Genomic DNA, 22,787 nt, shown 5'->3' with positions numbered 1-22,787 from the left:
GAATGACACCGGGTACTCCCCTCCGCGAATGTCCCCCGGCCTGCGGCCTCCTCCTTTATTTCGCTGCGGGGAGCACCCGATGCCATTCGCACATGAGCGCTGCTGTTGTGCCGGCCGATCAACGACGGCGCTGAACGATCACGCCGATGGGGTGCCTTGCGCAGCGAAATAAAGGAGGAGGCCGCAGGCCGGGGGACATTCGCGGAGCAAGGTACCCCGTCGGCGTGAGCGCGCCCCGAACAACGCACCGAAAACACAGCGCATCTCATAACGGCAGCGCAATCCATTGCTCAGCCACCCGGTGCACCCGGATGCGATGGTCGAACACCTGCTCCAGCGCGGCGTGGGTTGCGGGGTCGCTGCAGCCGCCGTGGTGCACCACCCGCCCGCGATCCATCACGACAAGTTCGTCGGCCGCCAGCGCCATCGGCAGCTCGTGCAACACGCTGACCACGGTCTTGCCTTCAGCCACGAGCGCGCGGGCGGTCTGCATCCAGTCGGCCTGATGCGGAGGGTCGAGGTTGGCAAGCGGTTCGTCCATCAGCAGCAGTTCGGCCTCGACCGCGAGCGCGCGCGCCAATAGCACCCGTTGACGTTCGCCGCCGGAGAGCTGGCCCAGCGGTCGGTCGCGCCAGTCCCAGGCCTGGGTGCTGCGCAGCGCGCGCTCCACCGCCTCGCGGTCAGCCTCGCTGGGGGCAGCCAGCCAGCGCTGGTGCGGCAGGCGGCCGAGCATGGCGACGTCGTAGACCATCAGGTCGTCGGCGCTGCCCTCGCCCGTGCCGCTCTGGCCGAGCCAGGAAAGGCGCTGGGCACGGATGCGCGCCGGCACCTTGTTCTGCGCCTCGCCGAAGAGCCGCACCTCGCCTCGGTGCGCGAGCAGGCCCGCGAGCGCCTTCAGCAGTGTCGACTTGCCCGCACCGTTCGGGCCGACGATGCTGGTCCAGCGGGCCGACGACAGCGCCAGATCGATGTCGTGCAGCACCTCGGTGGCGCCGAGCGTGGCGCTTACGCGGCGTGCTTCGAGAGCTGGAGTGTTGTTCTGCCGGCTGCTCATGCCACGCCACTCCGCGCGCCGCGCCGGTGCATCAGCCACAGCAGGTAGCTGCCGCCCAGCACGGCCGTGAGCACGCCCACCGGCAGTTCCTGCGGCGCGATCAGCCAGCGCGCCAGCAGGTCGGCCGCCATCAGCAGCAGGCCGCCCATCAGCGCCGACAGCAGGATCAGCCGCGCGTGCGTGGTCTTGATGGCCGAGCGCACGAGGTGCGGCGCCGCGAGGCCGACAAAGGCGATCAACCCGGTCTGCGCCACGGCTGCGCCGGTGGCCAGTGCCAGCACCACGACCAGCGCCGCGCGCATCGCGCCCAATGGCAGGCCGAGGCTGCGCGCCGTGGCCTCACCGAGCGCGAGCCCGTCGAGCACCGGCGCCAACGCCCAGGCCAGCAGCAGGCAGACCGCGCCGACCATCGCCATCACCGCGCAGGCGCTCCAGCCGACAAGGCCGGTGCTGCCGAGAATGAAGCCCTGGATGGCCTGCAGGATGTCTGCCGAAGCGATGGTGATGAGGTCTTTCGCCGCGCCGAGCACCACGCCGACGATCACGCCGGCCAGCAACAGCCGCAGCGTCTGCTGCACGCCTCGCGCCAGCATCAGCGTGAGCATTACCGCCAGCACCGCGCCGAGAAAGGCCGCGCCGGTGAGCCCGAGCCGCATCACCCACTGCGCACTTGCGGCGGAGCCGCCGAACATCAGCAGCGCCAGTGCCACGCCCAGTGAGGCGCCCGAGGCGCTGCCCAGCAAGTACGGGTCGGCCAGCGGATTGCGGAACAGCCCCTGCGCCACCGCGCCCGCCAGCCCCAGCAGCGCGCCGGCCAGCCATGCGCCCAGCGTGCGCGGCAGGCGGATTTCCCACACGATCTGCAGCGCCACCGGGTCGTGCCGCGCCGCGAGCAGGCTCTCAAAGCCGGTGCTGCCGATGCCCAGGCCCAGCACCATCAGCGCGGCGCCCGCCACCAGCAGGCCGGCGCCGAGCAGCAAGACGCGGCGCAGATGGACCGCGTGCCTTCGCGCTGCGTTCACCGCTTGCCTCCCTTGTCGGCAAGGCACTGCGCCATCAGGCGCGCGGCCTCGTCCATGCGTGGGCCGGGGCGCACGAGCACGTCGGACTGTTCCGCGCTGAAGCGGCAGATGCGGCCTTCACGCACCGCGCGGATGCCGGCCCAGCCGGGGCGCTGCTCCAGCCCCTGCGCGCTGCGAACGCTGACCATGATGAGGTCGGGGTTCGCGCGCACCACATATTCGGGGTTGAGCTTGGGGAACGGGCCGAGCGAAGCCGGCACGATGTTCCTCATTCCGAGCCGCGTGAGCGTTTCGCCGATGAACGACGACTCGCCCGCCGCGTACGGCGCGCTGTTCACTTCGAAGTACACGCGCGTGCCCTTGGCGCTCGCAGGCACCGACTGCGCGGCGGCCGAGACGCTGGCATCGATCACGCGCCAGACCTTCGGCGCTTCGTGCGTGCCGAGCACCTGGTCGAGCTTGTCGAGCACGCGCTGCACGTCAGCATGGCTCTTGGGTTCAAGCACCAGCACCTTCAGGCCCAGCGCCTCGAGCCGCTGCGTGACGCGCGACGACTTGGCAAGCAGCACCGCGTCGGGCTTGAGCGCGACGATGGCCTCGACGTTCGGGTCGATCCCGCCGCCGAGCTGCGGCAGCACCTTCACCTGTTCGGGCGAGTTGGAATAGCGATCGACGCCCACCAGCCGGTTGCAGGCGCCGAGCGCGCAGACCGATTCTGTGAGCGATGGCAGCAGCGTGACGATGCGCTGCGGTGGCTGCGGCAGGCTCACGGTCACGCCGCGCTCGTCGACCACGTCAAATGCATGCGCGGCCAGCGCGAACAGGGCCAGGCCGAGGGCAGCCAGCGAAGTGCGGATCGTCTTTTTCTTCTTCATGCAGCAGGCGCTTTCAGGCTCAGCGGCAGGCCTGCGGCCATCAGGGTGACGCGGCCGCAGGCGGCGGCCACGTCCTGGTTCAGCCGGCCGAGCGCGTCGACGAAGGCGCGCGTCTCGCGGCCCAGCGGGATCACGCCCAGGCCGATCTCGTTGCCGACCAGCACCACCGGTCCGCGCGCCTCACGCAGTGCGACCAGCAGCATGGCGATGTGCGTGGCCGGGGTGCGCGTCACGGGGCGGGCGTCTTCGGAGTGCAAGGGCATCAGCAGGTTGGTAAGCCACAGCGTGAGGCAGTCGACCACCACCAGCGTCTCGGGCGTACTCTGCGTGACGATGGCGCGCGCGAGCTCGACTGGCTCCTCGATGGTGCGCATGCCGGGCACGCGTTCGGCACGATCGGCCTGGTGGCGCACGATGCGCTCCAGCATCTCGTCGTCGTAGGCCTGCGCGGTGGCGATCAGCACCGCGCGATGCGTGCGGGGATCGGCCGCGAACCAGTCGATCGCGCGCTGCTCGGCGCGGCGCGACTTGCCGCTCTTCTGGCCGCCCAGGATGAACTCGTGCTCGACGGTCTTCGGCTTATTCGATTGCGGCATGGCTCTCCAACTCGATGGGCATGGCGCCGAAAAGGCGGGCCGTGGCTTGCGGGCTGGAGGCAAACCACGCATGGAAATAGCTCGCGCGCACCGGGCCGTGCACGTACAGCGCCTCGCCGCCGCGTGCGCCCACGGGCTGCGTCGCGCCGGGCCGGGCGGTGAGCGCGGCGGGCGCGAGCGGCGTTTCGCAGCGCGAATAGTGGAAGGTGTGTCCACGCAGGGTGTGGCTGCCGAGGGTGAGCTGTTGCGGGCCGAGGCCGGCGAGCCGCTTCTGCATGGTCACGCGGCCCGGCAGCAGGCCCCAGAGGCGGTGAACCTGCGCGTCGTCTTGCGTGGCCAGTTCGTCGAACAGCGCCATCATGCCGCCGCACTCGGCCCAGACCGGCTTGCCCGCAGCGGCGTGCGCGGCGAGCGATTCGCGCATCGGCGCGCAGGCGGCCAGTGCTTCGGCGTGCAGTTCGGGGTAGCCGCCAGGTAGCCAGACCGCGTCGCAAGCAGGCAGGGCATCGCCCGCAAGCGGCGAGAAAAAGGACAGCCGCGCCCCCAGTGCCGTGAGCACGTCGAGGTTCGCGGGATAGATAAACGAGAAGGCGGCATCGCGCGCAATGGCGATGGTGTTGCCAGCGAGCAGCGGCGGCACGGCTTCTGCCTCGTCGGATACGGGTGCCTCGAAACGCACCTGCGGCAATTGGCCGACCTGCATCTGGCCAAGCGGCGTGGCGGCCAGCACATCGGCCGCCGCGTCGAGACGCGCCATCGCATCACCGAGCTCGGTGGCGGCCACGAGCCCCAGATGCCGCTCGGGCAACGTGAACCCCGCGTCGCGCGGCAAGGCGCCTAGCCATTGCGAAGGCTCGCGCAGCGCGTCCTTCAGCATGCCCGCATGCCTTTCGCTGGCCACGCGGTTCGCCAGCACGCCAGCCCATGGCAAGCCGGGCCGGAAGTTCTGCAGCCCGTAGGCCAGCGCGCCGAAGGTGCCCGCCATGGCGTGCGCGTCGATCACCGCCAGCACCGGCAGGCCGAAGCGCTCGGCCAGGTCGGCCGCGCTTGGCGTGCCGTCGAACAGGCCCATCACGCCTTCGACGATCAGCAAGTCGCACTCGGCCGCCGCGGCGCGCAGGCGCGCCCGGCAATCGGCCTCGCCAGTCATCCAGAGGTCGAGCGAATGCACCGGCGCGCCGGTGGCCAGCGCCAGCCAGTGCGGGTCGAGAAAGTCGGGCCCGCACTTGAAGGCGCGCACGCGCCGGCCCTGGCGCGCATGCAACCGCGCGAGCGCCGCCGCAACGGTGGTCTTGCCCTGCCCCGAAGCCGGGGCAGCCACCAGCACCGCGGCGCACGAGGCTGCCGCGGCACCGGCGGTGTCGCCTGGTTGGGGAGCTTGGCTTAGTGAGGCGTCCACTTGAGACCGACGTACGCGGTGCGGCCGGCATTGGCATACAGCCGCGCGAACTGGTAGTCCTTGTTGCCCACATTGTCGACGCGGGCCACGAGGTTGAGGTCGCGCGTGATCTGCGTGCTGGCCGACAGGTTCAGCACGGTGTAGCCGCCGAGCTTGATCGTGTTGGCCGAATCGTCATAACGCTTGCTCGAGGACTGCACTTCGGCGCCCAGCGTCCAGCCGGCGATGCGCCAGTCGGCGCCCAGGGTGCCATGGCGCTTGGAGCGGCGTGCGAGCAGGTTGCCGGTGTCGGCGTCCTTCGGGTCCTGCACGTCGAGCGAGGCACGCAGCGTGACGTCGCCCAGGCGCTGGCTGGCCGACAGCGTGGCGCCCTGCAGGGTGGCACGGTTCACGTTGGTGTAGCAGCCGAACATCGAGGCACAGCCCTTGGCGGTGCCGACGAAGTTGATGAGGTTGCGCACGCGGTTGCGATACACCACGATGCCGGCGGTGGTGCCGTCCTTGGCGTAGTTCATGCCCAGCTCGACGTTCTGGCTGCTTTCGGGTTGCAGGGTGGACACACCGTATTCGCTGAAGCGCTGGTACAGCGTGGGCACGCGGAAGGCGGTGCCGGCCGATGCCGTGAAGCGCAGCGACGGGGTGATGGCATAGCCATAGGCCGCGCTGCCCGTCGTCTTGCCGCCGAACTCGCTGTCCCTGTCGTGGCGCACGTGCAGTTGCAGCGAATGCGGGCCCTGCACGAAGCCGTAGCCGAGCGAAATCGCGTCCTGCGAACGGTCGCGCGACAGCAGCTTCGACGAGGTGGTAGGTGCGTTTTCGAGCGCATCTTCGCGGCGCTCGAGGGTGGCCGTCACCAGGTGCGGGCCGAAGCGGAACTCGTTCTGGAACAGGTAGCCGCGCAGGTTGGTCTCGGTGCGGTAGAACGAAGGCTGCGTCTTGTAGACCGACTGCGAATCGGTCACCTGCACGCGGGTGCTGTAGATGTCGTTCCACTTGGCCGACCAGGTCAGGCCGGCGGTGCGCAGCGTGTTGTTCGACACGTCGTCGCGGAACAGGATCGGCGGCTTGGTCCTGTAGGAGACCGTGGCGTCGTAGCCGGCCTTGATTTCGCTGGTGAGCAGCGTGGCCTCCAGGCGCTGGTCGGGCGTGATCTGGAAGCCCAGCTTCACGTTGCCCGAGGTGCTGTTGTAGCCGTCGCGGTCGGGGCTGGTGTAGCCGTCTTTCACCACGTTGCGCTTGCTTGCGGGCTGCACGTTGTAGCCCTTGCTTTCCTCGTGCGCCACACCGAACGAATAGTCGAACAGGCCCGACTTGCCGCTCACGCCGCCTTCGATCTTGCGCAGGCCCTTGCTGCCGAAGCCGATGCCGGCGTAAGGCGACACGCCCTCTTCGCCACGCTTGGTGAAGAGCTGGATCACGCCGCCCACGGCGTCGGAGCCATACACCGCGGCGGCCGGGCCGCGCAGCACTTCGATGCGGTCGATCTGCGAGAGCGGAATGCCTTCCCAACCGGCGCCGCCGGTCGATTGCGAGTCGATGCGCACGCCGTCGAGGTACACGGCCGTGAAGCGCGTTTCGGCGCCGCGGATGAACAGGCTGGTGGTGTTGCCCACGCCGCCGCTGCGCGAGATCTCGATGCCGGGCAGGCGCGCCAGCACGTCGGCCACGCCGGTCGCACCGCTGCGCTCGATGGTCTTGCGGTCGATGATGGACACGTCGCCCACCAGGTCCGACAGCGCCTGCGGCGTGCGGTTGGCCGTGACTACCGTTTCGCCTAGCGTGGGGGCGTCTTGTGCATGGGCCAGGCCACCGAAGGCGGAAGCCAGCGCCAGCGGCAGGCAGGCGTGGCGGAGACGGCGCGCAGGAGCGCGGCCGCGAGAAAAGCAAACGTGGGAAATCATGAATGAGCCGAACGAACGTCAATACCCCTCGCCGGCCTCCCCGCCAGCGCCTGGGCGCCATGGCCGCCCCATGCACAGATCAAATCGCGCATGCGGCAGCCGCCTTGTTGGCCGGTATCCGGGCTGGCAGAAAGGCCCCTCTTCGCCTTCCCAGGCGCCTGTTTCAGGGCGCCCAGTGGCTTCGATGGAAAGGGGTTGGCGCCTTGCGGCGCCGTCTGCTTGACCGTTGCGGGGGCAGCGCAGGCGGCTTCGGCCTTGTTCCGTCCTGATGAGGTCGGGGGCTTCCACTCCTGCTTCCCGTTGAACTGCGCCGTGCGAACCACGCCGCGAGCACCAACGGGCGGGATTTTAGGCCCTGCCGGACGCCGCTTAAGTCGAAAGTTGCGACGCCGCTAACATCGACGGCCATGATGCGGCCCGCCTCGGTATTCCTCAATCTTCGTTCGGCGCTGCAGCGTGTCTTCGGTGTCTCGGGCTGGCAGTCGATGCTGCTGTGGGCCATCGTGGCCGGTTTGCTCGGCACGCTGGCCACCGAACTCTTCCGCTCGGCGCTCTACCACTTCGAGCACCTGGTGCTCGGCCCGGGAGAAGGGCTGGTGGCCATGGCGAAGCACCTGCCATGGTGGGCGCGCATCGCCTGCCCCACGCTGGGTGGACTGGTGGCCGGCGGCCTGCTGGTGCTGGCGAAACGCGTCGCCTTGCGCAGCGCCGCCTCCGACTACATGGAAGCCATCGTGCTCGGCAACGGGCGCATTCCAGTGGTTCAGACACTGGTGCGCAGCGCATCGTCGCTGGTGAGCATCGGCACCGGCGGCTCCATCGGGCGCGAGGGCTCGATGGTGCAGCTGGCGGCGCTGACGTCGTCTCTGCTGGGGCGGGTGTTCCGCTTTCCGGTCGAGCGGCTGCGGCTGCTGGTGGCCTGCGGCGCGGCGGCCGGCCTGACCGCTGCCTACAACGCGCCCATTGCCGGCGCCTTCTTCGTCGCCGAGATCGTGCTGGGCTCGATCGCGATGGAGAGCGTGGGGCCGATCATCATCGCGTCGGTGGTCGCCAATGTGGCCATGCGGGCCCTGCCCGGCTACCAGCCACCGTACAGGATGCCGGCGTTCCCGGAGATTCATGGCACCGAGGTCGTGCTGTTCTGCGTGCTCGGCGTGCTGCTGGGCTTTGCGGCGGTCGGCTTCCTGCGCGCGCTGCAGGGCAGCCGCGCGCTGTTCTCGCGCTTGCCGGTTGCGCTGCCATTGCGGATGGCATTGGGCGGGCTTGTGATGGGCGCCGTGTCGGTGCCCATGCCGGAGGTCTGGGGCAACGGCTACAGCGTGGTCAATTCGGTGCTGCACACGCCCTGGCCGTGGACGCTGATCGCGATGGTGCTGGTCGCCAAGGCGGTCGCCACGATGGCCACGGCCGGCTCGGGCGCGGTGGGCGGTGTGTTCACGCCGGCGCTGTTCTTCGGCTGCATGGTCGGCGCGCTGTTCGGCCTTGGCGTGCAGGCACTGTGGCCGGCGGCCACCTCGGCGCCGTTCGCCTATGCCATCGTCGGCATGGGCGCGTTCCTGGCGGGCGCGACGCAGGCGCCGCTCATGGCGATCCTGATGATCTTCGAGATGACGCTGAGCTACCAGGTCATGCTGCCGCTGATGGCGGCAAGCGTCATCGCTTATTTCGTCGCGCGCTCGGCGAATGCCGGCTCGATGTACGAGATCACCCTACACCGCAACGAGCAGCGGGACACGCAGATGCGCCTGCGCGGGTTGCACATGCGCGACCTGGTTCAGCCTGCCGAAACGGTGGTTGGCCCGGAGGCGGACCGCGAAGCGATGAGCAGGCTCTTCCTGCAGCACCCGGTGAAGTACCTGTACGTGGTGGACGCAGGAAACCGCTACCTCGGCGTGGTGCCGCTTTCGGCGCTCGGCACGGCGCCAGCGGAAACGACCGCGGGCGCCCTGCTCTCGCAGACCATCCAGCCGATCACCGCCGACACCGGTCTGAGCGAGGCACTGCAGCGCTTTCTCGATCACCTGGGCGAACGGCTGCCGGTGATCGAGAGCGCCGACAACCCCGCGCTGCTGGGCGTTGTCGCCAAGAGCGCGCTGCTCGCCACCTATGTGCGGCTGAGCGAGTAGCGCAGCACTGCTTTTTACTTGGCGGGACGCACCGCCATCACCTCGATCTCGACCAGGTAGGCCGGGTTGGCGAGCGCCGCCACCTGCATCGCTGAGCGCACCGGTAGCCGGGGCTGCGCGGTGGTGCCGAAGAACTGGGTGTAGCCCTCCATGAAGCCGGCGAAATCCATCTTGTTGTCCTTGGCCGGATCGCCGACGAGAAACACCTGCATCTTCACCACGTCGCCCATCGTCAGGCCCAGGCCTGTGAGGCTCTTCTCGATGGCCTTGAGCACGCCGACGGTCTGGCCCTTGGTGTCGCCGCCATAGGCCGCCGCGCTGTTCTTGGGCGCGGTCGCGTCCTGCAGCGGCGGCACCTGGCCCGAGAGGTAGACGTTGGTGAACGAAGACGGCACCTCCACCGCCGCCGAGATCGGGAAGGTGGAGTTCGGAATGCGGTGGCGAATGATTTCATCGGCCGCATGGGCGGCGCCGGTGCCGGCTGCGAGCAGTGCGGCGACGAGCGCCAGCTTCTTCGTGATGGAGGTCATGGTCATGCGTGTTGTCTCTCTGCTGGGATGGATGAATGAAAGGTCTGCCAGGCATCAAAAGAAGAAGGCCGATCAAGGCCGCAGCTTCTTGACGCTCTCCGCCGCAATGGCGTCAGGGTACTGGTTGCCGAAATGGGTGCGCGCGTAGCCGACCACGGAAGCGATCTGCTCGTCGCTCAGCATCTTGCCAAAGGCAGGCATGCCCTTCTGGCCGTTGATCACCACGTAAAGCGGGTATTCCGCGCTCGCGAGCCGCGGGTTCGAGGCGAGCGGCGGATAGGCGCCTGCGCCCTTCGCCCCTTGCCCTTGCGCCATGTGGCAGCCCTGGCAGGTCGCGCGGTAGATCGCCTCGCCCGAGCTTTCCTGGAATCGGGGGCCGACGGAAAAGACGGGCTCCGGCGACTGCGCGAAAGCGGCCTGGCCGGCCACCGAGGCCAGCGCACCCAGCGAAAGGCCGAGCAGCGCGCGCTTGAAGGTCGTGATGTTGTTGTTCATGGTGGGTGTGTCCTTCACTCGGCTTTCACGCGACGGCGCGGGCATGCAGCCGCTGTATGGCGTCGAGCGACGAGAGCAGTGCGCCCTCCTGCCAGGCCGGAATGTAGGAAGCGTGCTCGCCGGCCAGCGCGATGCGGCCATCGACCTGGCACAGGTTCTTGTAGTGCTTCTGGCGCGTCTCGTCAGTCCACATGCCGTAGCAGCCGTGCGTGCCGGGCACCCGGTGCCAGCCCACGGAAATGCCGTTGTCGAATTCGCTCGCGTACTGCGGATGCAGCTGCGTGCCGAACTCGACCGCGCGGCGCACGCGCTCCTCGGGCGCCATGGCGGTGAATTCGTAGGAGTTCGGGCCGTCGAACACGTAGGCGCCCAGCACCACCGACTTGCCCTTTGCGCCGTAGCGCGTCGAGGGGTACGAGATGCGCGAGATCGGCAGGTCCGTGTAGCTGATGCCGCCGTAGATGTGCTCGTCTTCTTCCCAGAAGCGGCGCTTGAACTGCAGGCCCACCTTCACCGATGCGCCGTAAGGCACGGCGTTGATGGCCTCCTGCATTGCCGAGCCCACCTGGATGTCGATCTGGCTCAGCACAGACAGCGGAATGGTGCACAGGCACCAGTCAGCCTTGGCCTGCGTGACTGCGCCGCCCTTCGATGCATCGGTGTAGGTGACCGTCACGCCGCGGTCGTTCTGCTCGATCTTCGTGACCTTGGCGCCGTAGCGGATCAGGCTGCCGACTTCTTTCTGGAATGCCTTTGCGATCATGTCCATGCCGCCCACGGGCTGGAAGATCGCGCTCTGGAATTCGTAGTCCTGCCCGCTGGCGATGTAACGCCAAAGATTCGATTGCAGCAGCTCGCTCATGTCGAGCGGCTTCGACGGCTTGGCCAACGGCATGAGGCCGCCGCCCGCATCGACCTCATAGCCGCGGCGATCGCTGCTGATGGTGCCTTCGAGATAGCGGAACTGCGTGTCGAGCGCGCCCCAGCGGCGCAGGCCTTCGAGCAGTTTCTCCTTGTCTTCCTTCGTCAGTGCCGCGTCGAGGTTGCCTTGCGTCGTGGCCTTGCCGAGCAGTTCGGCGACGTAGCCCTGGTAGTCGGCCTGCACGTGGCGGTAGCGCTGCGGCTTGCCGCCGTAGGCCTTGCTCGAATGCACCAGCGCGTTGTAGTTGACCTGGACGAAGGGCTCCAGCGCCACGCCCAGTCGCTTGCAGTAGCCCAGCACTGCATGGTGGTGATAGGGAATGCGCCATGGTCCCGGATTGAAGTACTCGCCCTTGGCGAAGCCGCATTGCTGCACGGCGCCACCCAGCTCGGTGAAGGTGTCGCCGCCGCGCAGCGTCCAGCACCGGCCGCCCGCACGATTGCTGAACTCGAGGACCTTGACCGAGTAGCCCGCGTTGCGCAGTTCGAGCGCGGCGGCCATGCCGGCCAGGCCTGCACCAAGAACCAGCACCGACGCACCCTTCCTTGCGCCATCGAGCTTCGGCGGTCCGCTGTAGTTGGATTCGGCGGCAAAGCCCAGCGAGGTCATCGCCTGGTACATCGCGCCGCCCCCTGCGGTCTTGCCAATGAGCGTAAGCAGGTCGCGCCGACTGAATAAAGTGTTGTTCTTCGTGGTCATTGACTGGCTATTGGAGTTTGAAAGGCAACTGGAAGGCAGCAGAATCCATGCCACGCCCAGGCCCCGCCTGGGGGCCGCTTCCCTGGGAAACTACAATCGCCAACCATGCCCGCCTCCAGCCCTATCGATCAGATTGCCGAGCGTGTTGAACGACTGCTTGTGCGTCACGAAGAGGTGCAACGCACCAATGCGCTGCTGCAGGAGCAGGTCGATGCGCTCACACGCGAACGCGACGCCCTGAAGTCGCGGCTCGTTGCGGCACGCACGCGCCTCGATGCCCTGCTCGAACGGTTGCCGGCTGAACCACCCTCCGAAGATTCCCCCGCATGAAGCAGATTGAAGTACAGATCATGGGCCAGAGCTATCTGCTCGGCTGTCCCGATGGCGGCGAGGCGCAGCTGCGCGAAGCCGTCGAACGCGTGGACGCAGCCATGTGCAAGATTCGCGATGCCGGAAAAGTCAAGGCCCGTGACCGCATCGCGGTGCTGGCTTCGCTGAACCTGGCGTTCGACCTCGCCGCGCAGCAGGCCGCTGTTGCCGCAGCGCCCGCGGCACCAGTTGCCACTTCGGTTGCAGACAGTGTCGAAACCGACGCGAAGGCCACGCAGCTCATCCAGAAACTCGATCAGGCCCTGGCTGGCGATGGACATTTACTCTGAATAAGGCTGGCACGAAGACGGACGAGGCGTAAAATCCAATCCGTCTGCAGACTGTGTCGGGCTTAATATTTCCTTGTTCCAATGCTCTCCGGAGCCGGGCTTGGTACATCGCTCGACGGGCGTGATCATCTCGCGTCAGATGAACCCGAAGTCCTGCTGCCCTCGCCCACCTGAACCCTGGTTCAGGATGCGGGTCCGGCACATCACCTGCAGACACCTTTTCCTGCCACGGCCCCCTGCATCCATTGCTCGGGGCCGTTGCTTTTTCCAGCCCCTCACTTCCCTTGCGTGACTTTCCCGTGAATATCGCTGCCCTGCTCGACCCCCTCCTGATCGCCGAACTCGCCGCTCTCGGCCTCGGCACCGGTTTTCTCGCGGGCCTGCTGGGCATCGGCGGCGGCATGCTGATGGTGCCGTTCATCACGATCATCATGGGCCACCGCGGCGTGCCGGCCGACCTCGCGGTGAAGATGGCCATCGCCACTTCGATGGCGACGATCATCTTCACTTCGGTGTCCAGCGTGCGTGCGCACCACCGGCGCGGCGCGGTGCGCTGGGACATCGTGCGGCGGCTCGCGCCCGGCATCGTCATCGGCAGCCTTGCCGGCAGCCTGGGCGTGTTCTCGCTGCTCAAGGGCACGGCGCTGGCCATCTTCTTCGCGCTGTTCGTGGGCTTCTCGGCCACGCAGATGTTCCTCGACAAGAAGCCCGCGCCCACACGGCAGATGCCGGGCACGGGCGGCCAGCTCGCGGCGGGCGGCGCGATCGGCTTCATCTCGGGCCTGGTGGGCGCGGGCGGCGGCTTCATCAGCGTGCCGTTCATGACGTGGTGCAACGTGTCCATTCACAACGCGGTGGCCACCAGCGCGGCGCTGGGCTTTCCGATTGCTGTGGCAAACGTGCTCGGCTATGCGGTCAGCGGCCAGTCGGTGCAAGGCCTGCCGGCCGGCTCCTTCGGCTACATCTGGCTGCCCGCGCTGGCGGTGATTGCGCTGTGCAGCGTGTTCACCGCACCACTGGGTGCGAAGGCGGCGCACAGCCTGCCGGTGAAGAAGCTCAAGCGCGTGTTCGCGAGCATCCTGTACCTGCTCGCGGCCTACATGCTCTGGAAGGGCCTGCACGGCTGATCCGGCCGGGCAAAGCCCTTCGGGCCTGAGGTACGCCCCGTTGCGGTGCGCGGAGCCGCGCCGTATAAGGGTTTCATGAAAATCCTCATCGCCGTCGACGGCAGCGCCTACACCCGCAAGGCGCTCGACTACCTGCTTGCCAATCGCGCCATGTTCGTGGACGGGCACCAACTGGTGGTGGTGCACGTGTGCACCGGCATCTCGGGCCACGTCGCACGCCACCTGAGCAAAGAATTGGTGACGGACTACTACGCCGAGGAAAACGCCAAGGTGCTCGACCCGGTGAAGGCGCTGTTCGCCGAGAGCGGCGTGAGCAACTACACGATCGACTCGCGCCACGGCCATGTGGCCGAGGAAATCCTCAAGTCGGCCGCGGCGGCGCAAGTGGGGCTGATCGTGCTCGGCACCCATGGCCACGGCATCTTCGGCCGCGCGCTGATGGGCTCGGTCGCCACCAAGGTGGTCGCCGAAACCAACACGACGGTGATGCTGGTCCAGTAGCCCTTCTTACTGCATGCGCTGCTGCCGCCATTCGCGCGGCGAGCAGCCGAAGCGCTCGCGGAACGCGCGGCTGAAATGCGCCGCGTCGTTGAAGCCGCGGCCATAGGCAATCTCGGCCACCGGCCGGCCCGCGAGGCGCGGCTCCAGCAGGTCTCGGCTGCACGCCTCCAGCCTGCGCTCCCAGATGTACTGCGACGGCGTCAGCGGCTCGCTCCTGAACACGCGGTGGATGTGACTCACCGACACGCCCAGCGCCGCCGCCAGCGTGCCCACCGACAGCGATGAATCGGCCAGCTGTTCGTCGATGAGCCGCTTCACGCGCGCCAGGTGGTACGCCGTGAGATTGCTGAGCGACGGCGCACTCGCCGCAGGCAGCGTCTGCAGCCCCGCCACCAGGATGTTCTGCACACCGTTGGCCACTGCAAGTGCCGATGCGGGCTGCAGCGTGTCGATGTCTTCGCGCAGCGTGTGGATCATGCCCAGCAGCAGGTGCCCCGCGCCCGCACGGCCCGACACCGTGGTGGCCGTCAGCGCCTCGGTGTCGCGCAACTCGCTGCGCAGGCGTTCGCCGGGCAGCTTGAGCACGATCTGCTCGAAGGATTCGTCGAACAGCAGCTGATAAGGCCGCGTGCTGTCGTACAGCGCGAAGTCGCCGGCCGACAGCACGGCGTCGCGGCCGTCCTGCCGTACCACGCCACGGCCACGCGCCTGGATGCTCACGAGAAAGTAGTCGTCGCTGGAGTGCGAGATGTGCCCCGGCGTGCGCATCACCTTCTGCGGGCCCGAGGTGACGACCGACACATCGAGCCCGGGCAGCGTGTGCTGGCGGATGCTGCCTTCGAAATCGCTGGTATCGCCTTCGCGCACCGGATCGCAGCCTAGCTGCACGTAGACGTTGCAGATCATGTCGGTCCAGTAGGCAAGCCGCTGGTCCCGCGGGACGGCGTCGGTGCTGAGCAACTGGGTCATCGGGGGATCCTCGGAAAGCCTGGGCGGACAGGGCATGCAACGCTGGAACAAGAACGCCGCCAATCCGGGTCAAGGCGTTCCGGCGGCGCGAATTTACGCTTCAAGCAACCCGCATGCCACAGCGCAAACCCGGTGCGTCGTGCGTGCGGCAGACGCTTCGTTACTTTCATTGCATCTGGAGAACTCACCATGCCCACCACCGTCCACCCCAAGCTGCGCGTTGCCGCCGTGCAGGCCGCCCCTGTGTTCCTCGACCTCGACGGCACCATCGACAAGACCATCGACCTGATGGCGCAGGCCGCGAAACAGGGCGTGCAGCTCATTGCCTTTCCCGAGACCTGGGTGCCCGGCTACCCGTGGTGGATCTGGCTCGATTCGCCGGCCTGGGGCATGCAGTTCGTGCAGCGCTACCACGACAACTCGCTGGTCGTCGGCTCGGCCGAGTTCGACCGCATCAGGGAGGCAGCGCGCAAGCTCAAGATCTGGGTGTCGCTCGGCTACAGCGAAAAGGCGGCGGGTAGCCTCTACATTGCGCAGGCGCTCATCGACGACCAGGGCAACACAGTGCAGACGCGGCGCAAGCTCAAGCCCACACACGTGGAACGCACGGTGTTTGGCGAAGGCGATGGCGCCGATCTGCACGTGGTCGAGACGCCCATCGGCAACATCGGCTCGCTGTGCTGTTGGGAGCACCTGCAGCCGCTCAGCAAGTACGCGATGTATTCGCAGAACGAGCAGATCCACTGCGGGGCATGGCCGAGCTTCTCGCTCTACCGCGGTGCGGCCTACGCGCTGGGCCACGAGGTCAACAACGCGGCGAGCCAGGTATACGCCGCCGAGGGCGGGTGCTTCGTGATCGCGCCTTGCGCCACCGTGTCGAAGGCGATGAGCGAGCTGATATGCACCGACGCCGGCAAGCAGCAGATGCTGGGCGTCGGCGGCGGCTACGCACGCATCTACGCACCGGACGGCTCTCCGCTGGGCACGCCGCTCGCCGAAGACGAAGAAGGCCTCGTCATCGCCGACATCGACCTCGGCATGATCTCGCTCGCCAAGGCGGCTGCCGACCCAAGCGGCCACTACTCGCGGCCCGACGTCACCCAGTTGCTGCTCAACAAGACGCGCCGCGAACCCGTGGTGGTGCAGCACACGCCCGAGCCTGAAACCAGCGTGCCCGAGCCGGTCGCAGCCTGAACCCACGGAGGCACGCCATGGAATCAGCCATTGCCGAGCACCTGAAGTGCCCTCGCACGCGGCATCGCCGCGTGGAAGACGACTACACGCCGCCCTACCCCGTGTGGTCGGCCCGTGCGCCCACGTCGGTGAAGCAGGCCGTGATGGGCTACTTCGGCGTGCAATCGCGCGGCCCTGAAATGCAGGGCCGCGCCTGCGCCGCGCTGATGAAGATCGCCCGCGACTTCGCCCTGCCCGACGGCCCGGGCCACCACGACCTGACGCACTACGTCGATGCAGACGGCTTCGACAACATGATCGCCATCGCCTACTGGAGCGACGCCGCGGCCTACACACGCTGGTGCGCCACGCCCGCCATCGATGCCTGGTGGCGCTCCGACGAGCGACTCAACGAAGGCCTCGGCTACTTCCGCGAGATCGCGTCACCGCGCGTTGAGCACTTCGAGACCATGTTCAACACGCCCGACCGCTTCGAGGGCGTCGGCGTGGTCATGGGCGAGGTCAGCGGCGAGCTGCAGGAGCACGGCTACTGGGGTTCGATGCGCGACCGCATCCCGCTGTCGCAGACCGATGCGATGGCGCCTTCGGGCACGCGCGCCATCGTCGCGGGTACGCCGGCTCCGGGCCAGCGCGTGCGCATCGCGGGCCACGAGAACATCGCGATGATCCGCTCCGGCCAGGAATGGACCGACACCACCGGGCAGGAACGCACGCTCTACCTGCAAGACATGGAGCCGGTGCTGCACGAGGGCATGGACTTCCTGCGCGACCAGGGCCTGGGCATCGGCTGCTACAGCAACCGCTACATGCATCACCTCGATGCGCAAGGCGCAACGCTGCAGAAGTCGTTCGGCCTGAGCTACTGGCGCTCATTGGCCGACATGGAACGCTGGGCCGAGTCGCACCCCACGCACGTCGCGATCTTCGGCAGCTTCATGCGGTACGTGCAGGCGCTGAACTTCCAGCTGCAGCTGCGCGTGTACCACGAGGTGTCGGTGCTGAAGGCCGACGAGCAGAGCTACGAGTACATCAACTGCCATGCACGCAGCGGGCTGATGAACGGGCTCGCGCCCGTTGCATGAGCCGATTCGATCAGCCCGCGAACAGCGCCTTGTGCTCCGCGCGCAGCAGCGCCTTCTGCACCTTGCCCATCGCGTTGCGCGGCAGTTCCGGCACCACGAAGCAGCGTTTCGGAATCTTGAAGTTCGCGAGCCTGGCCTTCAGCTCGGCCACGATGGCCTCGGCATCCAGCGAAGCACCTGCCTTCGCGATGACGATGGCCACGCCCACCTCGCCGAAGTCAGGATGCGGCACGCCGACCACGGCACTCTCGGCCACGCCGGCCATCTCGTTGATGTAGCCCTCGATCTCGGCCGGGTACACGTTGTAGCCGCCGCTGATGATCAGGTCCTTGCTGCGCCCGACGATGACGATGTAGCCCAGGCCGTCGATCTTGCCCACATCACCCGTCTTGAAGAAGCCGTCGGAGGTGAACTCTTCCTTCGTCTTCTCGGGCATGCGCCAGTAGCCCGCGAACACGTTGGGGCCGCTGACTTCGATGTTGCCGATCTCGTCGGTGGTGCAGTCGCGGCCGCCGTCGTCGCGCACGCGAAGTTGCACGCCGGGCAGCGCAAAGCCGACGGTGCCGCCGCGGCGTTCGCCCTGTGCGGCGGTGTAGGGGTTCGACGTGAGCATGACCGTTTCGCTCATGCCGTAGCGTTCGAGAATCGTGTGGCCGGTGCGCTCGCGCCACTCGTCGAAGGTTTCGATCAGCAGCGGCGCCGAGCCCGCGACGAACAGGCGCATGTTGCGCACCGCCTCTCGCGTGAGACCCGGCTCGGCCAGCAGCCGCACGTACAGCGTTGGTACGCCCATGAACACCGTGGCTTCGGGCAGCTTCTGCACAACGCGCTTCGGATCGAACTTCGAGAACCACAGCATCTTGCTGCCGTTGAGCAACGCGCCGTGCAGTGCGACGAACAGGCCGTGCACGTGGAAGATGGGCAGCGCGTGGATCAGCACGTCGCCTTCGGTCCAGCCCCAGTAGTCCTTCAGCACCTGGGCGTTCGACAGCAGGTTGCCGTGCGTGAGCATCGCGCCCTTGCTGCGGCCGGTCGTGCCGCTGGTGTAGAGGATCGCGGCCATGTCGTCGGCCTTGCGCTGGGCTACGGTGTGTTGGTCGCTGCATTGCGCGGCGATTTCGAGCAGCGTGCCGGTGCGGTCGTCGTCCAGCGTGAAGACGTGCTGCGTGCCCGCCGCGTTGGCAATCGGCCCGACCCACGACGCATTGCGGCTGGTGCACACCACCACGGCCGGCTCTGCGTTGCCGATGAAGTATTCGATCTCGGCGCTCTGGTAGGCGGTGTTGAGCGGCAGAAACACATAGCCCGCGCGCAGCGTGGCGAGGTACAGCAGCATGGCCTCGACAGATTTCTCGACCTGCACCGCGATGCGCGCGCCCTTCTCCAGCTTCAGCGCATCGAGCAGGTTGGCGATCATGGCGCTGGCGCGCTCGACGTCGCGCCAGGAATAGAAAAGGCCGTTGTCGGTTTCGACGGCAATGCTGTCGAGGTCGGCAGGGAAAGCCGCGCGCAGGGCGGCAAACAGGTTGGCGTTGGCGGTCTTCTTCATCTGGCGGTTTCTTGTCTTCAGAAATTCGGGGTGCGCTTGGCGAGAAAGGCGGCGATGCCCTCGCGGTGTTCGGCGGAGTCTGCGTAGTCGTAGGCGGTGGCCAGCAAGTCGTGGGCCGACGGGGCTCCGGCCCGCAGCGCGGCAAAGGTCTGCTTGTGCAGGCGCGCGGCCTGCGGCGCGAGCGCGGCGATGCGCGTGGCGTGCGCCTGCACGGCGGCTGCCACTTCGTTGTCGGGCAGCACCTGCAGCAGAAAGCCCGCGTCGTACAGGCGCTGCGCGCCGTGCACGCCGGCGGCAAGCAGCATGTCGCGCGCGAGCACGCCGCCGATGGCGCCATGCACCAGCGCAGCTTCGCGCGGTGCCATCGGGAAACCGAGCTTTGCGATGGGCGCGCCGAACTTCGCGGACGCGCCGGCCAGGCGGATGTCGCAGCAGCTCGCAATCTCGATGCCCGCGCCCATGCAGGCGCCCTCGATCTGCGCGACGAGTGGCAGTGGGCAGTCGAGCATGGCCTGCAGCGCGGCCCACACTTCGTTCTCGTGAAACTCGCGCAGGCTGGGCTCTTCGAAGCGGAACGACGGGTACTCGGAGATGTCGCCGCCCGCGCAGAAAGCCCCGCCCTCGCCGCGCACGACGACACAGCGCAGGCCGCCATCATCGTTGCGCAGGCCGTCGAACACCGCTCGCAGCTCGCGCCACATGGCGCGCGTCATGGCATTGAGGCGCCCCGCGTTCGACAACGTGACGAACGCGATGGAGCCTTCGTGGCGCAACGAGATGCCGCTGCCGCCCGTCATTCGATCTTCGCGCCCGAGGCCTTCACAACCGTGGCCCAGCGCTTGATCTCGGAGCTCACGAAGCTGCCGTAGGCAGGGCCCGTGAGGGTCGGGATTTCCGAGCCGTTCTGGGCCCAGATGTTCTTGATGTCGTCAGCCGCCAGCACCTTCTGCATCTCGGCGACGATCTGCGGCTGCACATCGGCAGGCGTGCGCCGGGGTGCCCACAGTCCGTACCAGGTGGTCACGGTGTAGTCGGGCAAGCCCACCTCTGCGGCGCACGGCACGTCGGGGAACGCGGGGTTGCGCTTGGTGCCGGCCACCATCAGTGCCTTGATGCGGCCGCTCTTGATGTACTGGGCCGAGGAACCGAGGCCATCGAACATCAAGTCGACATTGCCGGCGATCAGGTCCGCCAGTGCCGGCCCGGCACCACGGTAAGGAATGTGGGTGATGAAGGTGCCGGTCTGGATCTTGAACAACTCGCCGGCCAGGTGGTGCGAGGTGCCGGCGCCAGCCGAGCCGTAGTTCAGCTTGCCGGGGTTGGCCTTGGCAAGCGCGATGAATTCCTTGATGTTGTTGGCCGCCACGCGGCGCGGATTGACCACCACCACCTGCGGCACGTTGGCCAGCAGCATCAGCGGCGCAAAGTCTTTCTCGATGTCGTAGTCGAGCTTGGGATAGACGGACGGCGCAATGGCATGGTGCACCGCGCCCATGAACAGCGAGTAGCCGTCGGCCGAAGCCTTCGAGGCCACGCTCGCACCCAGCGTGCCGCCAGCGCCACCGCGGTTGTCGATGATGAGCGACTGGTTCGTCAGCCGCGAGAACTGCCCCGACAGCGGCCGCGCGAACGCGTCGGTCCCGCCGCCGGCCGGGAACGGCACGATCATCGTCACGGGCTTCGTCGGCCAGCCCTGCTGGGCCCGCGCTGCGCCGCAGAGAACGGCCGCACCGGCGGCAGCCACGCGCAGGACGTCGCGGCGTTGAAAGCTTGGGTTCATGTGTCTCTTCTCCTGTCTGTCGTTGTGGATCTTGCCGCACGATGCGGCTGTTGCAGGCGCTTGTGGCGCCGGCGCTTGGGACTTTCCGATACGGACTTCAGCCTTTTTTGAAGTACAGGCTTTCGACGTCTCCCGATACTGCCACCTTGCCATCCGCCAGCCAGGTGCGATGCTTGTCCAGGCGCTTGAGGTCGTAGAGGTAGTTGACCATGAGCCCGTAAGACTGCTTGTGCCCCTTGGGCGACGGATCGCCGGCCCAGTTCAGGCGCTCCACGCGGGCGCCGTTGCCCAGGTGAAAGCGCGCAACCGGATCGGCCGGCGTGCCGTCGACCAGCGCACGGCCAAGGTACTCGGCGGCGGCCTGCATCAGCCATTGGCGCAGCGGCGATTTCGCGTCGAAGGTGGCGGCCGCGTCGAATGCGGCGAGCAGGCGCTCGGCGGTCGGCGGCAACGAGCCGACGAGGCGGCCGAGCTCGGCTTCGCGCTTCTCGTCGAGGCGCGGCAGCAGGTCGGCGGCGTTCTTCGCGAGCCAGGTGCGAAAGCCCGGAATCGGCGAAAGCGTGGCGAAGGTCTTCAGGCGCGGCAGCTCGTCCTGCAGGGTCTCGACCACGCGCTTGATGAGCGAATCACCGAAGCTCACGCCGCGCAGGCCGTTCTGCGTGTTGCTGATCGAATAGAAGATCGCGGTGGTGGCCCTTGCCGGCAGCACGGGCACGGCGGCCTCGTCGAGCAGCGGCGTGATGCCGTCGCTGATGCGATCGACCAGCGCCACCTCGACAAAGATCAGCGGCTCGTTGGGCAGGCGCGGATGGAAGAAGCCGTAGCAGCGGCGGTCGCTGTCGTCGAGCCGGTTCTTCACGTCGGACCAGCTCTTGATGTCGTGCACCGCCTCGTAGCGGATGAGTTTTTCGATCAGCGAAGCCGGCGAATCCCAGTCGATGCGGCGCAGTTCGAGGAAGGCCACGTCGAACCAGGTGGAGAAGAGTTGCTCCAGCTCGGCGTCGAGCGCAAGCAGGCGCTTGTCGGCCTTCAGGCACGGCAGCAGGTCGGCGCGCAAGTCGACCAGGAAGCGCATGCCTTCGGGCTCGACCGCAAAGCGCTGCAGCAGGCGCATGCGCGGCGACACCAGCGCGCGGCGCAGGCGCAGCTCGGCCTGGCCTTCGTCGGGCGTGCCGACTGCCGCCTGGTGCTGGTCGCGGGCAGTCTTGAGCTTTTGCGCATCGGCGGCGAAATGCTCGCTCATGAGCGCCCAGTAGTCGCGGCGCTCTTCGGCCGTGGCGGCGCGGTAGGCGTCCGCGATGGCGTGGGCGCGGCGGCCACCCTCGACCTCGCTCACGCGCGGGTCGATCACGGCCTGCAGGTCGGCCAGCACGCGGCGCAACGCGCGCGGCGACAGGGCTTCGTCGGCCTTGCGCAGAGTGACCTGCAGGCGCTCGGCGGTCGAGCGTGCGCTGGGCTTGGGCGCATTCTTCGGCGCGCTTTTGGCAGCAGCTTCGGGCGCCACCGGCACCTTGGACTTTTCGCCAGAACGCAGCCGCGCCTGGAACCATTCGGTCGCACTCATCGGGGCACTCCAATTTTTGAGGGGATGGTCACGGCATCACCCTGGATTTCTGATTGCGCATGACTTCGCGCAGCGCCTCGCGCTGGCGCGTCATGTGCGTGCGCATGGCGGCGTCGGCGCCTTCGCTGTCGCGCGCCTTGAGCGCGGCGAACACGGCCAGATGCTCCGACAGGCTCTGGTCGAGCCGACCCGGCGCATGCAGCTGCTGCAGCCGCGCGAGCTTGAGGATCTTGCGCAGGTCGCCAATCACCTGTGCCAGCCACTTGTTGTCAGCGAGCTTGATGATCGCCTCGTGAATGATGTGGTTGGTGGCGTAGTAGTCGTTGATGCGGCGCGCCTTGGCGTGGCGCACCAACCGCTCGTGCAGCGCGTCGAGCTCGTGCAGCTCGGCGTCGCTGGCATTGCGGGCTGCCTCGTAGGCGCAGCGTCCTTCGAGCAGCGCGATGACGGGAAAGATCTCGTCGAGGTCGCGCTCGGTCACCTCGTTGACGAAGCAGCCGCGCCGCGGCTCGTGCCGCAGCAGGCCTTCGGCGGTAAGCACCTTGAGCGCCTCGCGCAACGGCGTGCGAGAGATGGAAAGCCGCTCGCACAGGGCCGCTTCGTCCAGGAAGCTGCCGGGAATCAGCGTGCCGTCGAAGATCTGCTCGCGCAGCGTGGCGGCGACTTCATCGTGCAGGGAGTTGGGGACCAGGCGCATACGGATCGGGGCAGCAAGTGCAGCGTAATTTCCTGTAATTACGCGT

Annotated in this window: 22 protein-coding genes and 1 riboswitch; of the genes, 7 read left to right on the top strand and 15 right to left on the bottom strand. The window is 67.6% G+C overall.

All coding sequences use genetic code 11. The features are described 5' to 3' along the window. Positions 1-265: 265 nt before the first annotated feature. The 6 genes from NWF24_RS12560 to NWF24_RS12535 are packed head-to-tail and all read right to left on the bottom strand — an operon-like array spanning position 266 to position 6,847. On the bottom strand, positions 266-1,054 hold the full coding sequence (locus NWF24_RS12560; RefSeq protein WP_258354443.1) for an ABC transporter ATP-binding protein: 789 nt from the start codon (positions 1,052-1,054) through the stop codon (positions 266-268). Then, entirely contained in the window at positions 1,051-2,076 is a 1,026-nt protein-coding gene (locus NWF24_RS12555; RefSeq protein ID WP_258354442.1) for a FecCD family ABC transporter permease, read from the bottom strand. The genes NWF24_RS12560 and NWF24_RS12555 overlap by 4 nt, the downstream gene beginning before the upstream one ends. Beyond that, positions 2,073-2,951 (bottom strand): ABC transporter substrate-binding protein, encoded by an 879-nt coding sequence (locus NWF24_RS12550; protein ID WP_258354441.1) that lies wholly within the window; start codon positions 2,949-2,951, stop codon positions 2,073-2,075. The genes NWF24_RS12555 and NWF24_RS12550 overlap by 4 nt, the downstream gene beginning before the upstream one ends. Further along, positions 2,948-3,547, bottom strand: a complete 600-nt coding sequence (locus NWF24_RS12545; RefSeq protein ID WP_258354440.1) for a bifunctional adenosylcobinamide kinase/adenosylcobinamide-phosphate guanylyltransferase — start codon at positions 3,545-3,547, stop codon at positions 2,948-2,950. The genes NWF24_RS12550 and NWF24_RS12545 overlap by 4 nt, the downstream gene beginning before the upstream one ends. Next, a complete protein-coding gene (locus NWF24_RS12540) occupies positions 3,531-4,946 on the bottom strand; it encodes a cobyrinate a,c-diamide synthase (RefSeq protein ID WP_258354439.1) in 1,416 nt (471 codons plus the stop codon). Before NWF24_RS12540 ends, NWF24_RS12545 begins: the two co-directional genes overlap by 17 nt. Next, positions 4,931-6,847, bottom strand: coding sequence for a TonB-dependent receptor domain-containing protein (locus tag NWF24_RS12535; protein WP_258354438.1), 1,917 nt, complete (start codon positions 6,845-6,847; stop codon positions 4,931-4,933). Before NWF24_RS12535 ends, NWF24_RS12540 begins: the two co-directional genes overlap by 16 nt. Before the next feature lie 92 nt (positions 6,848-6,939). Continuing rightward, positions 6,940-7,199, bottom strand: a riboswitch (cobalamin riboswitch). Positions 7,200-7,254: 55 nt separating this feature from the next. On the opposite strand from NWF24_RS12535, the gene NWF24_RS12530 reads away from it, so the two are divergent. Beyond that, positions 7,255-8,973, top strand: a complete 1,719-nt coding sequence (locus NWF24_RS12530; RefSeq protein WP_258354437.1) for a ClcB-like voltage-gated chloride channel protein — start codon at positions 7,255-7,257, stop codon at positions 8,971-8,973. A gap of 14 nt (positions 8,974-8,987) precedes the next feature. Here NWF24_RS12530 and NWF24_RS12525 read toward each other — a convergent pair whose 3' ends face one another. From NWF24_RS12525 to NWF24_RS12515, 3 genes are all read right to left on the bottom strand, one after another. Beyond that, on the bottom strand, positions 8,988-9,509 hold the full coding sequence (locus NWF24_RS12525) for a RidA family protein (RefSeq protein WP_218132233.1): 522 nt from the start codon (positions 9,507-9,509) through the stop codon (positions 8,988-8,990). A 66-nt stretch (positions 9,510-9,575) separates the two neighbouring features. After that, the gene (locus NWF24_RS12520; RefSeq protein ID WP_258354436.1) at positions 9,576-9,998 is read right to left on the bottom strand and encodes a c-type cytochrome; all 423 of its coding nucleotides are present in this window, start codon (positions 9,996-9,998) and stop codon (positions 9,576-9,578) included. 25 nt (positions 9,999-10,023) lie between these two features. Continuing rightward, positions 10,024-11,619: a flavin monoamine oxidase family protein gene (locus NWF24_RS12515; RefSeq protein ID WP_258354435.1), complete on the bottom strand. Its 1,596-nt coding sequence runs from the start codon at positions 11,617-11,619 to the stop codon at positions 10,024-10,026. A 105-nt stretch (positions 11,620-11,724) separates the two neighbouring features. Here NWF24_RS12515 and NWF24_RS12510 point away from each other — a divergent pair, with 105 nt between their 5' ends. From NWF24_RS12510 to NWF24_RS12495, 4 genes are all read left to right on the top strand, one after another. Continuing rightward, on the top strand, positions 11,725-11,949 hold the full coding sequence (locus tag NWF24_RS12510) for a hypothetical protein (RefSeq protein WP_019652365.1): 225 nt from the start codon (positions 11,725-11,727) through the stop codon (positions 11,947-11,949). After that, positions 11,946-12,278 (top strand): cell division protein ZapA, encoded by a 333-nt coding sequence (locus NWF24_RS12505; protein WP_258354434.1) that lies wholly within the window; start codon positions 11,946-11,948, stop codon positions 12,276-12,278. The genes NWF24_RS12510 and NWF24_RS12505 overlap by 4 nt, the downstream gene beginning before the upstream one ends. A gap of 305 nt (positions 12,279-12,583) precedes the next feature. Then, positions 12,584-13,405 carry a sulfite exporter TauE/SafE family protein gene (locus NWF24_RS12500; RefSeq protein ID WP_093056586.1) on the top strand — a complete coding sequence of 274 codons (822 nt, stop codon included), beginning with the start codon at positions 12,584-12,586 and terminating at the stop codon, positions 13,403-13,405. Positions 13,406-13,480: 75 nt separating this feature from the next. Beyond that, a complete protein-coding gene (locus tag NWF24_RS12495; RefSeq protein ID WP_258354433.1) occupies positions 13,481-13,906 on the top strand; it encodes a universal stress protein in 426 nt (141 codons plus the stop codon). Between the two features lie 6 nt (positions 13,907-13,912). Here NWF24_RS12495 and NWF24_RS12490 read toward each other — a convergent pair whose 3' ends face one another. Beyond that, positions 13,913-14,875, bottom strand: coding sequence for an AraC-like ligand-binding domain-containing protein (locus NWF24_RS12490; protein ID WP_258354432.1), 963 nt, complete (start codon positions 14,873-14,875; stop codon positions 13,913-13,915). A 189-nt stretch (positions 14,876-15,064) separates the two neighbouring features. Between NWF24_RS12490 and NWF24_RS12485 the strand changes: the two genes are divergently transcribed. Together NWF24_RS12485 and NWF24_RS12480 are read left to right on the top strand one after the other, a co-directional pair. Further along, entirely contained in the window at positions 15,065-16,069 is a 1,005-nt protein-coding gene (locus tag NWF24_RS12485) for a carbon-nitrogen hydrolase family protein (protein WP_258354431.1), read from the top strand. A gap of 17 nt (positions 16,070-16,086) precedes the next feature. After that, positions 16,087-17,151 (top strand): phenylacetaldoxime dehydratase family protein, encoded by a 1,065-nt coding sequence (locus tag NWF24_RS12480; RefSeq protein WP_258354430.1) that lies wholly within the window; start codon positions 16,087-16,089, stop codon positions 17,149-17,151. A gap of 10 nt (positions 17,152-17,161) precedes the next feature. On the opposite strand, the gene NWF24_RS12475 is transcribed toward NWF24_RS12480, so the two are convergent. From NWF24_RS12475 to NWF24_RS12455, 5 genes are all read right to left on the bottom strand, one after another. Then, complete coding sequence (locus tag NWF24_RS12475) at positions 17,162-18,700, bottom strand: malonate--CoA ligase (protein ID WP_258354429.1); 1,539 nt, start codon at positions 18,698-18,700, stop codon at positions 17,162-17,164. 17 nt (positions 18,701-18,717) lie between these two features. Then, on the bottom strand, positions 18,718-19,497 hold the full coding sequence (locus NWF24_RS12470; RefSeq protein ID WP_258354428.1) for an enoyl-CoA hydratase/isomerase family protein: 780 nt from the start codon (positions 19,495-19,497) through the stop codon (positions 18,718-18,720). Further along, on the bottom strand, positions 19,494-20,480 hold the full coding sequence (locus NWF24_RS12465) for a Bug family tripartite tricarboxylate transporter substrate binding protein (RefSeq protein WP_258354427.1): 987 nt from the start codon (positions 20,478-20,480) through the stop codon (positions 19,494-19,496). The genes NWF24_RS12470 and NWF24_RS12465 overlap by 4 nt, the downstream gene beginning before the upstream one ends. Positions 20,481-20,577: 97 nt before the next feature. Next, a complete protein-coding gene (locus NWF24_RS12460; RefSeq protein WP_258354426.1) occupies positions 20,578-22,044 on the bottom strand; it encodes a malonyl-CoA decarboxylase in 1,467 nt (488 codons plus the stop codon). 28 nt (positions 22,045-22,072) lie between these two features. After that, on the bottom strand, positions 22,073-22,741 hold the full coding sequence (locus NWF24_RS12455; protein ID WP_258354425.1) for a GntR family transcriptional regulator: 669 nt from the start codon (positions 22,739-22,741) through the stop codon (positions 22,073-22,075). Between the last annotated feature and the right edge of the window lie 46 nt (positions 22,742-22,787).

It is taken from the genome of Variovorax paradoxus, assembly GCF_024734665.1.
Taxonomy (GTDB): domain Bacteria; phylum Pseudomonadota; class Gammaproteobacteria; order Burkholderiales; family Burkholderiaceae_C; genus Variovorax.
This window is presented reverse-complemented; position numbering and strand designations above follow the sequence as displayed.

Excerpts from the sequence above, each read along its gene's own strand:
- NWF24_RS12560 (WP_258354443.1), bottom strand. The coding sequence starts at position 1,054 with ATGAGCAGCCGGCAGAACAACACTCCAGCTCTCGAAGCACGCCGCGTA.
- NWF24_RS12550 (WP_258354441.1), bottom strand. The coding sequence starts at position 2,951 with ATGAAGAAGAAAAAGACGATCCGCACTTCGCTGGCTGCCCTCGGCCTG.
- NWF24_RS12545 (WP_258354440.1), bottom strand. The coding sequence starts at position 3,547 with ATGCCGCAATCGAATAAGCCGAAGACCGTCGAGCACGAGTTCATCCTG.
- NWF24_RS12535 (WP_258354438.1), bottom strand. The coding sequence starts at position 6,847 with ATGATTTCCCACGTTTGCTTTTCTCGCGGCCGCGCTCCTGCGCGCCGT.
- NWF24_RS12530 (WP_258354437.1), top strand. The coding sequence starts at position 7,255 with ATGATGCGGCCCGCCTCGGTATTCCTCAATCTTCGTTCGGCGCTGCAG.
- NWF24_RS12525 (WP_218132233.1), bottom strand. The coding sequence starts at position 9,509 with ATGACCATGACCTCCATCACGAAGAAGCTGGCGCTCGTCGCCGCACTG.
- NWF24_RS12520 (WP_258354436.1), bottom strand. The coding sequence starts at position 9,998 with ATGAACAACAACATCACGACCTTCAAGCGCGCGCTGCTCGGCCTTTCG.
- NWF24_RS12515 (WP_258354435.1), bottom strand. The coding sequence starts at position 11,619 with ATGACCACGAAGAACAACACTTTATTCAGTCGGCGCGACCTGCTTACG.
- NWF24_RS12510 (WP_019652365.1), top strand. The coding sequence starts at position 11,725 with ATGCCCGCCTCCAGCCCTATCGATCAGATTGCCGAGCGTGTTGAACGA.
- NWF24_RS12505 (WP_258354434.1), top strand. The coding sequence starts at position 11,946 with ATGAAGCAGATTGAAGTACAGATCATGGGCCAGAGCTATCTGCTCGGC.
- NWF24_RS12495 (WP_258354433.1), top strand. The coding sequence starts at position 13,481 with ATGAAAATCCTCATCGCCGTCGACGGCAGCGCCTACACCCGCAAGGCG.
- NWF24_RS12490 (WP_258354432.1), bottom strand. The coding sequence starts at position 14,875 with ATGACCCAGTTGCTCAGCACCGACGCCGTCCCGCGGGACCAGCGGCTT.
- NWF24_RS12485 (WP_258354431.1), top strand. The coding sequence starts at position 15,065 with ATGCCCACCACCGTCCACCCCAAGCTGCGCGTTGCCGCCGTGCAGGCC.
- NWF24_RS12480 (WP_258354430.1), top strand. The coding sequence starts at position 16,087 with ATGGAATCAGCCATTGCCGAGCACCTGAAGTGCCCTCGCACGCGGCAT.
- NWF24_RS12475 (WP_258354429.1), bottom strand. The coding sequence starts at position 18,700 with ATGAAGAAGACCGCCAACGCCAACCTGTTTGCCGCCCTGCGCGCGGCT.
- NWF24_RS12470 (WP_258354428.1), bottom strand. The coding sequence starts at position 19,497 with ATGACGGGCGGCAGCGGCATCTCGTTGCGCCACGAAGGCTCCATCGCG.
- NWF24_RS12465 (WP_258354427.1), bottom strand. The coding sequence starts at position 20,480 with ATGAACCCAAGCTTTCAACGCCGCGACGTCCTGCGCGTGGCTGCCGCC.
- NWF24_RS12460 (WP_258354426.1), bottom strand. The coding sequence starts at position 22,044 with ATGAGTGCGACCGAATGGTTCCAGGCGCGGCTGCGTTCTGGCGAAAAG.
- NWF24_RS12455 (WP_258354425.1), bottom strand. The coding sequence starts at position 22,741 with ATGCGCCTGGTCCCCAACTCCCTGCACGATGAAGTCGCCGCCACGCTG.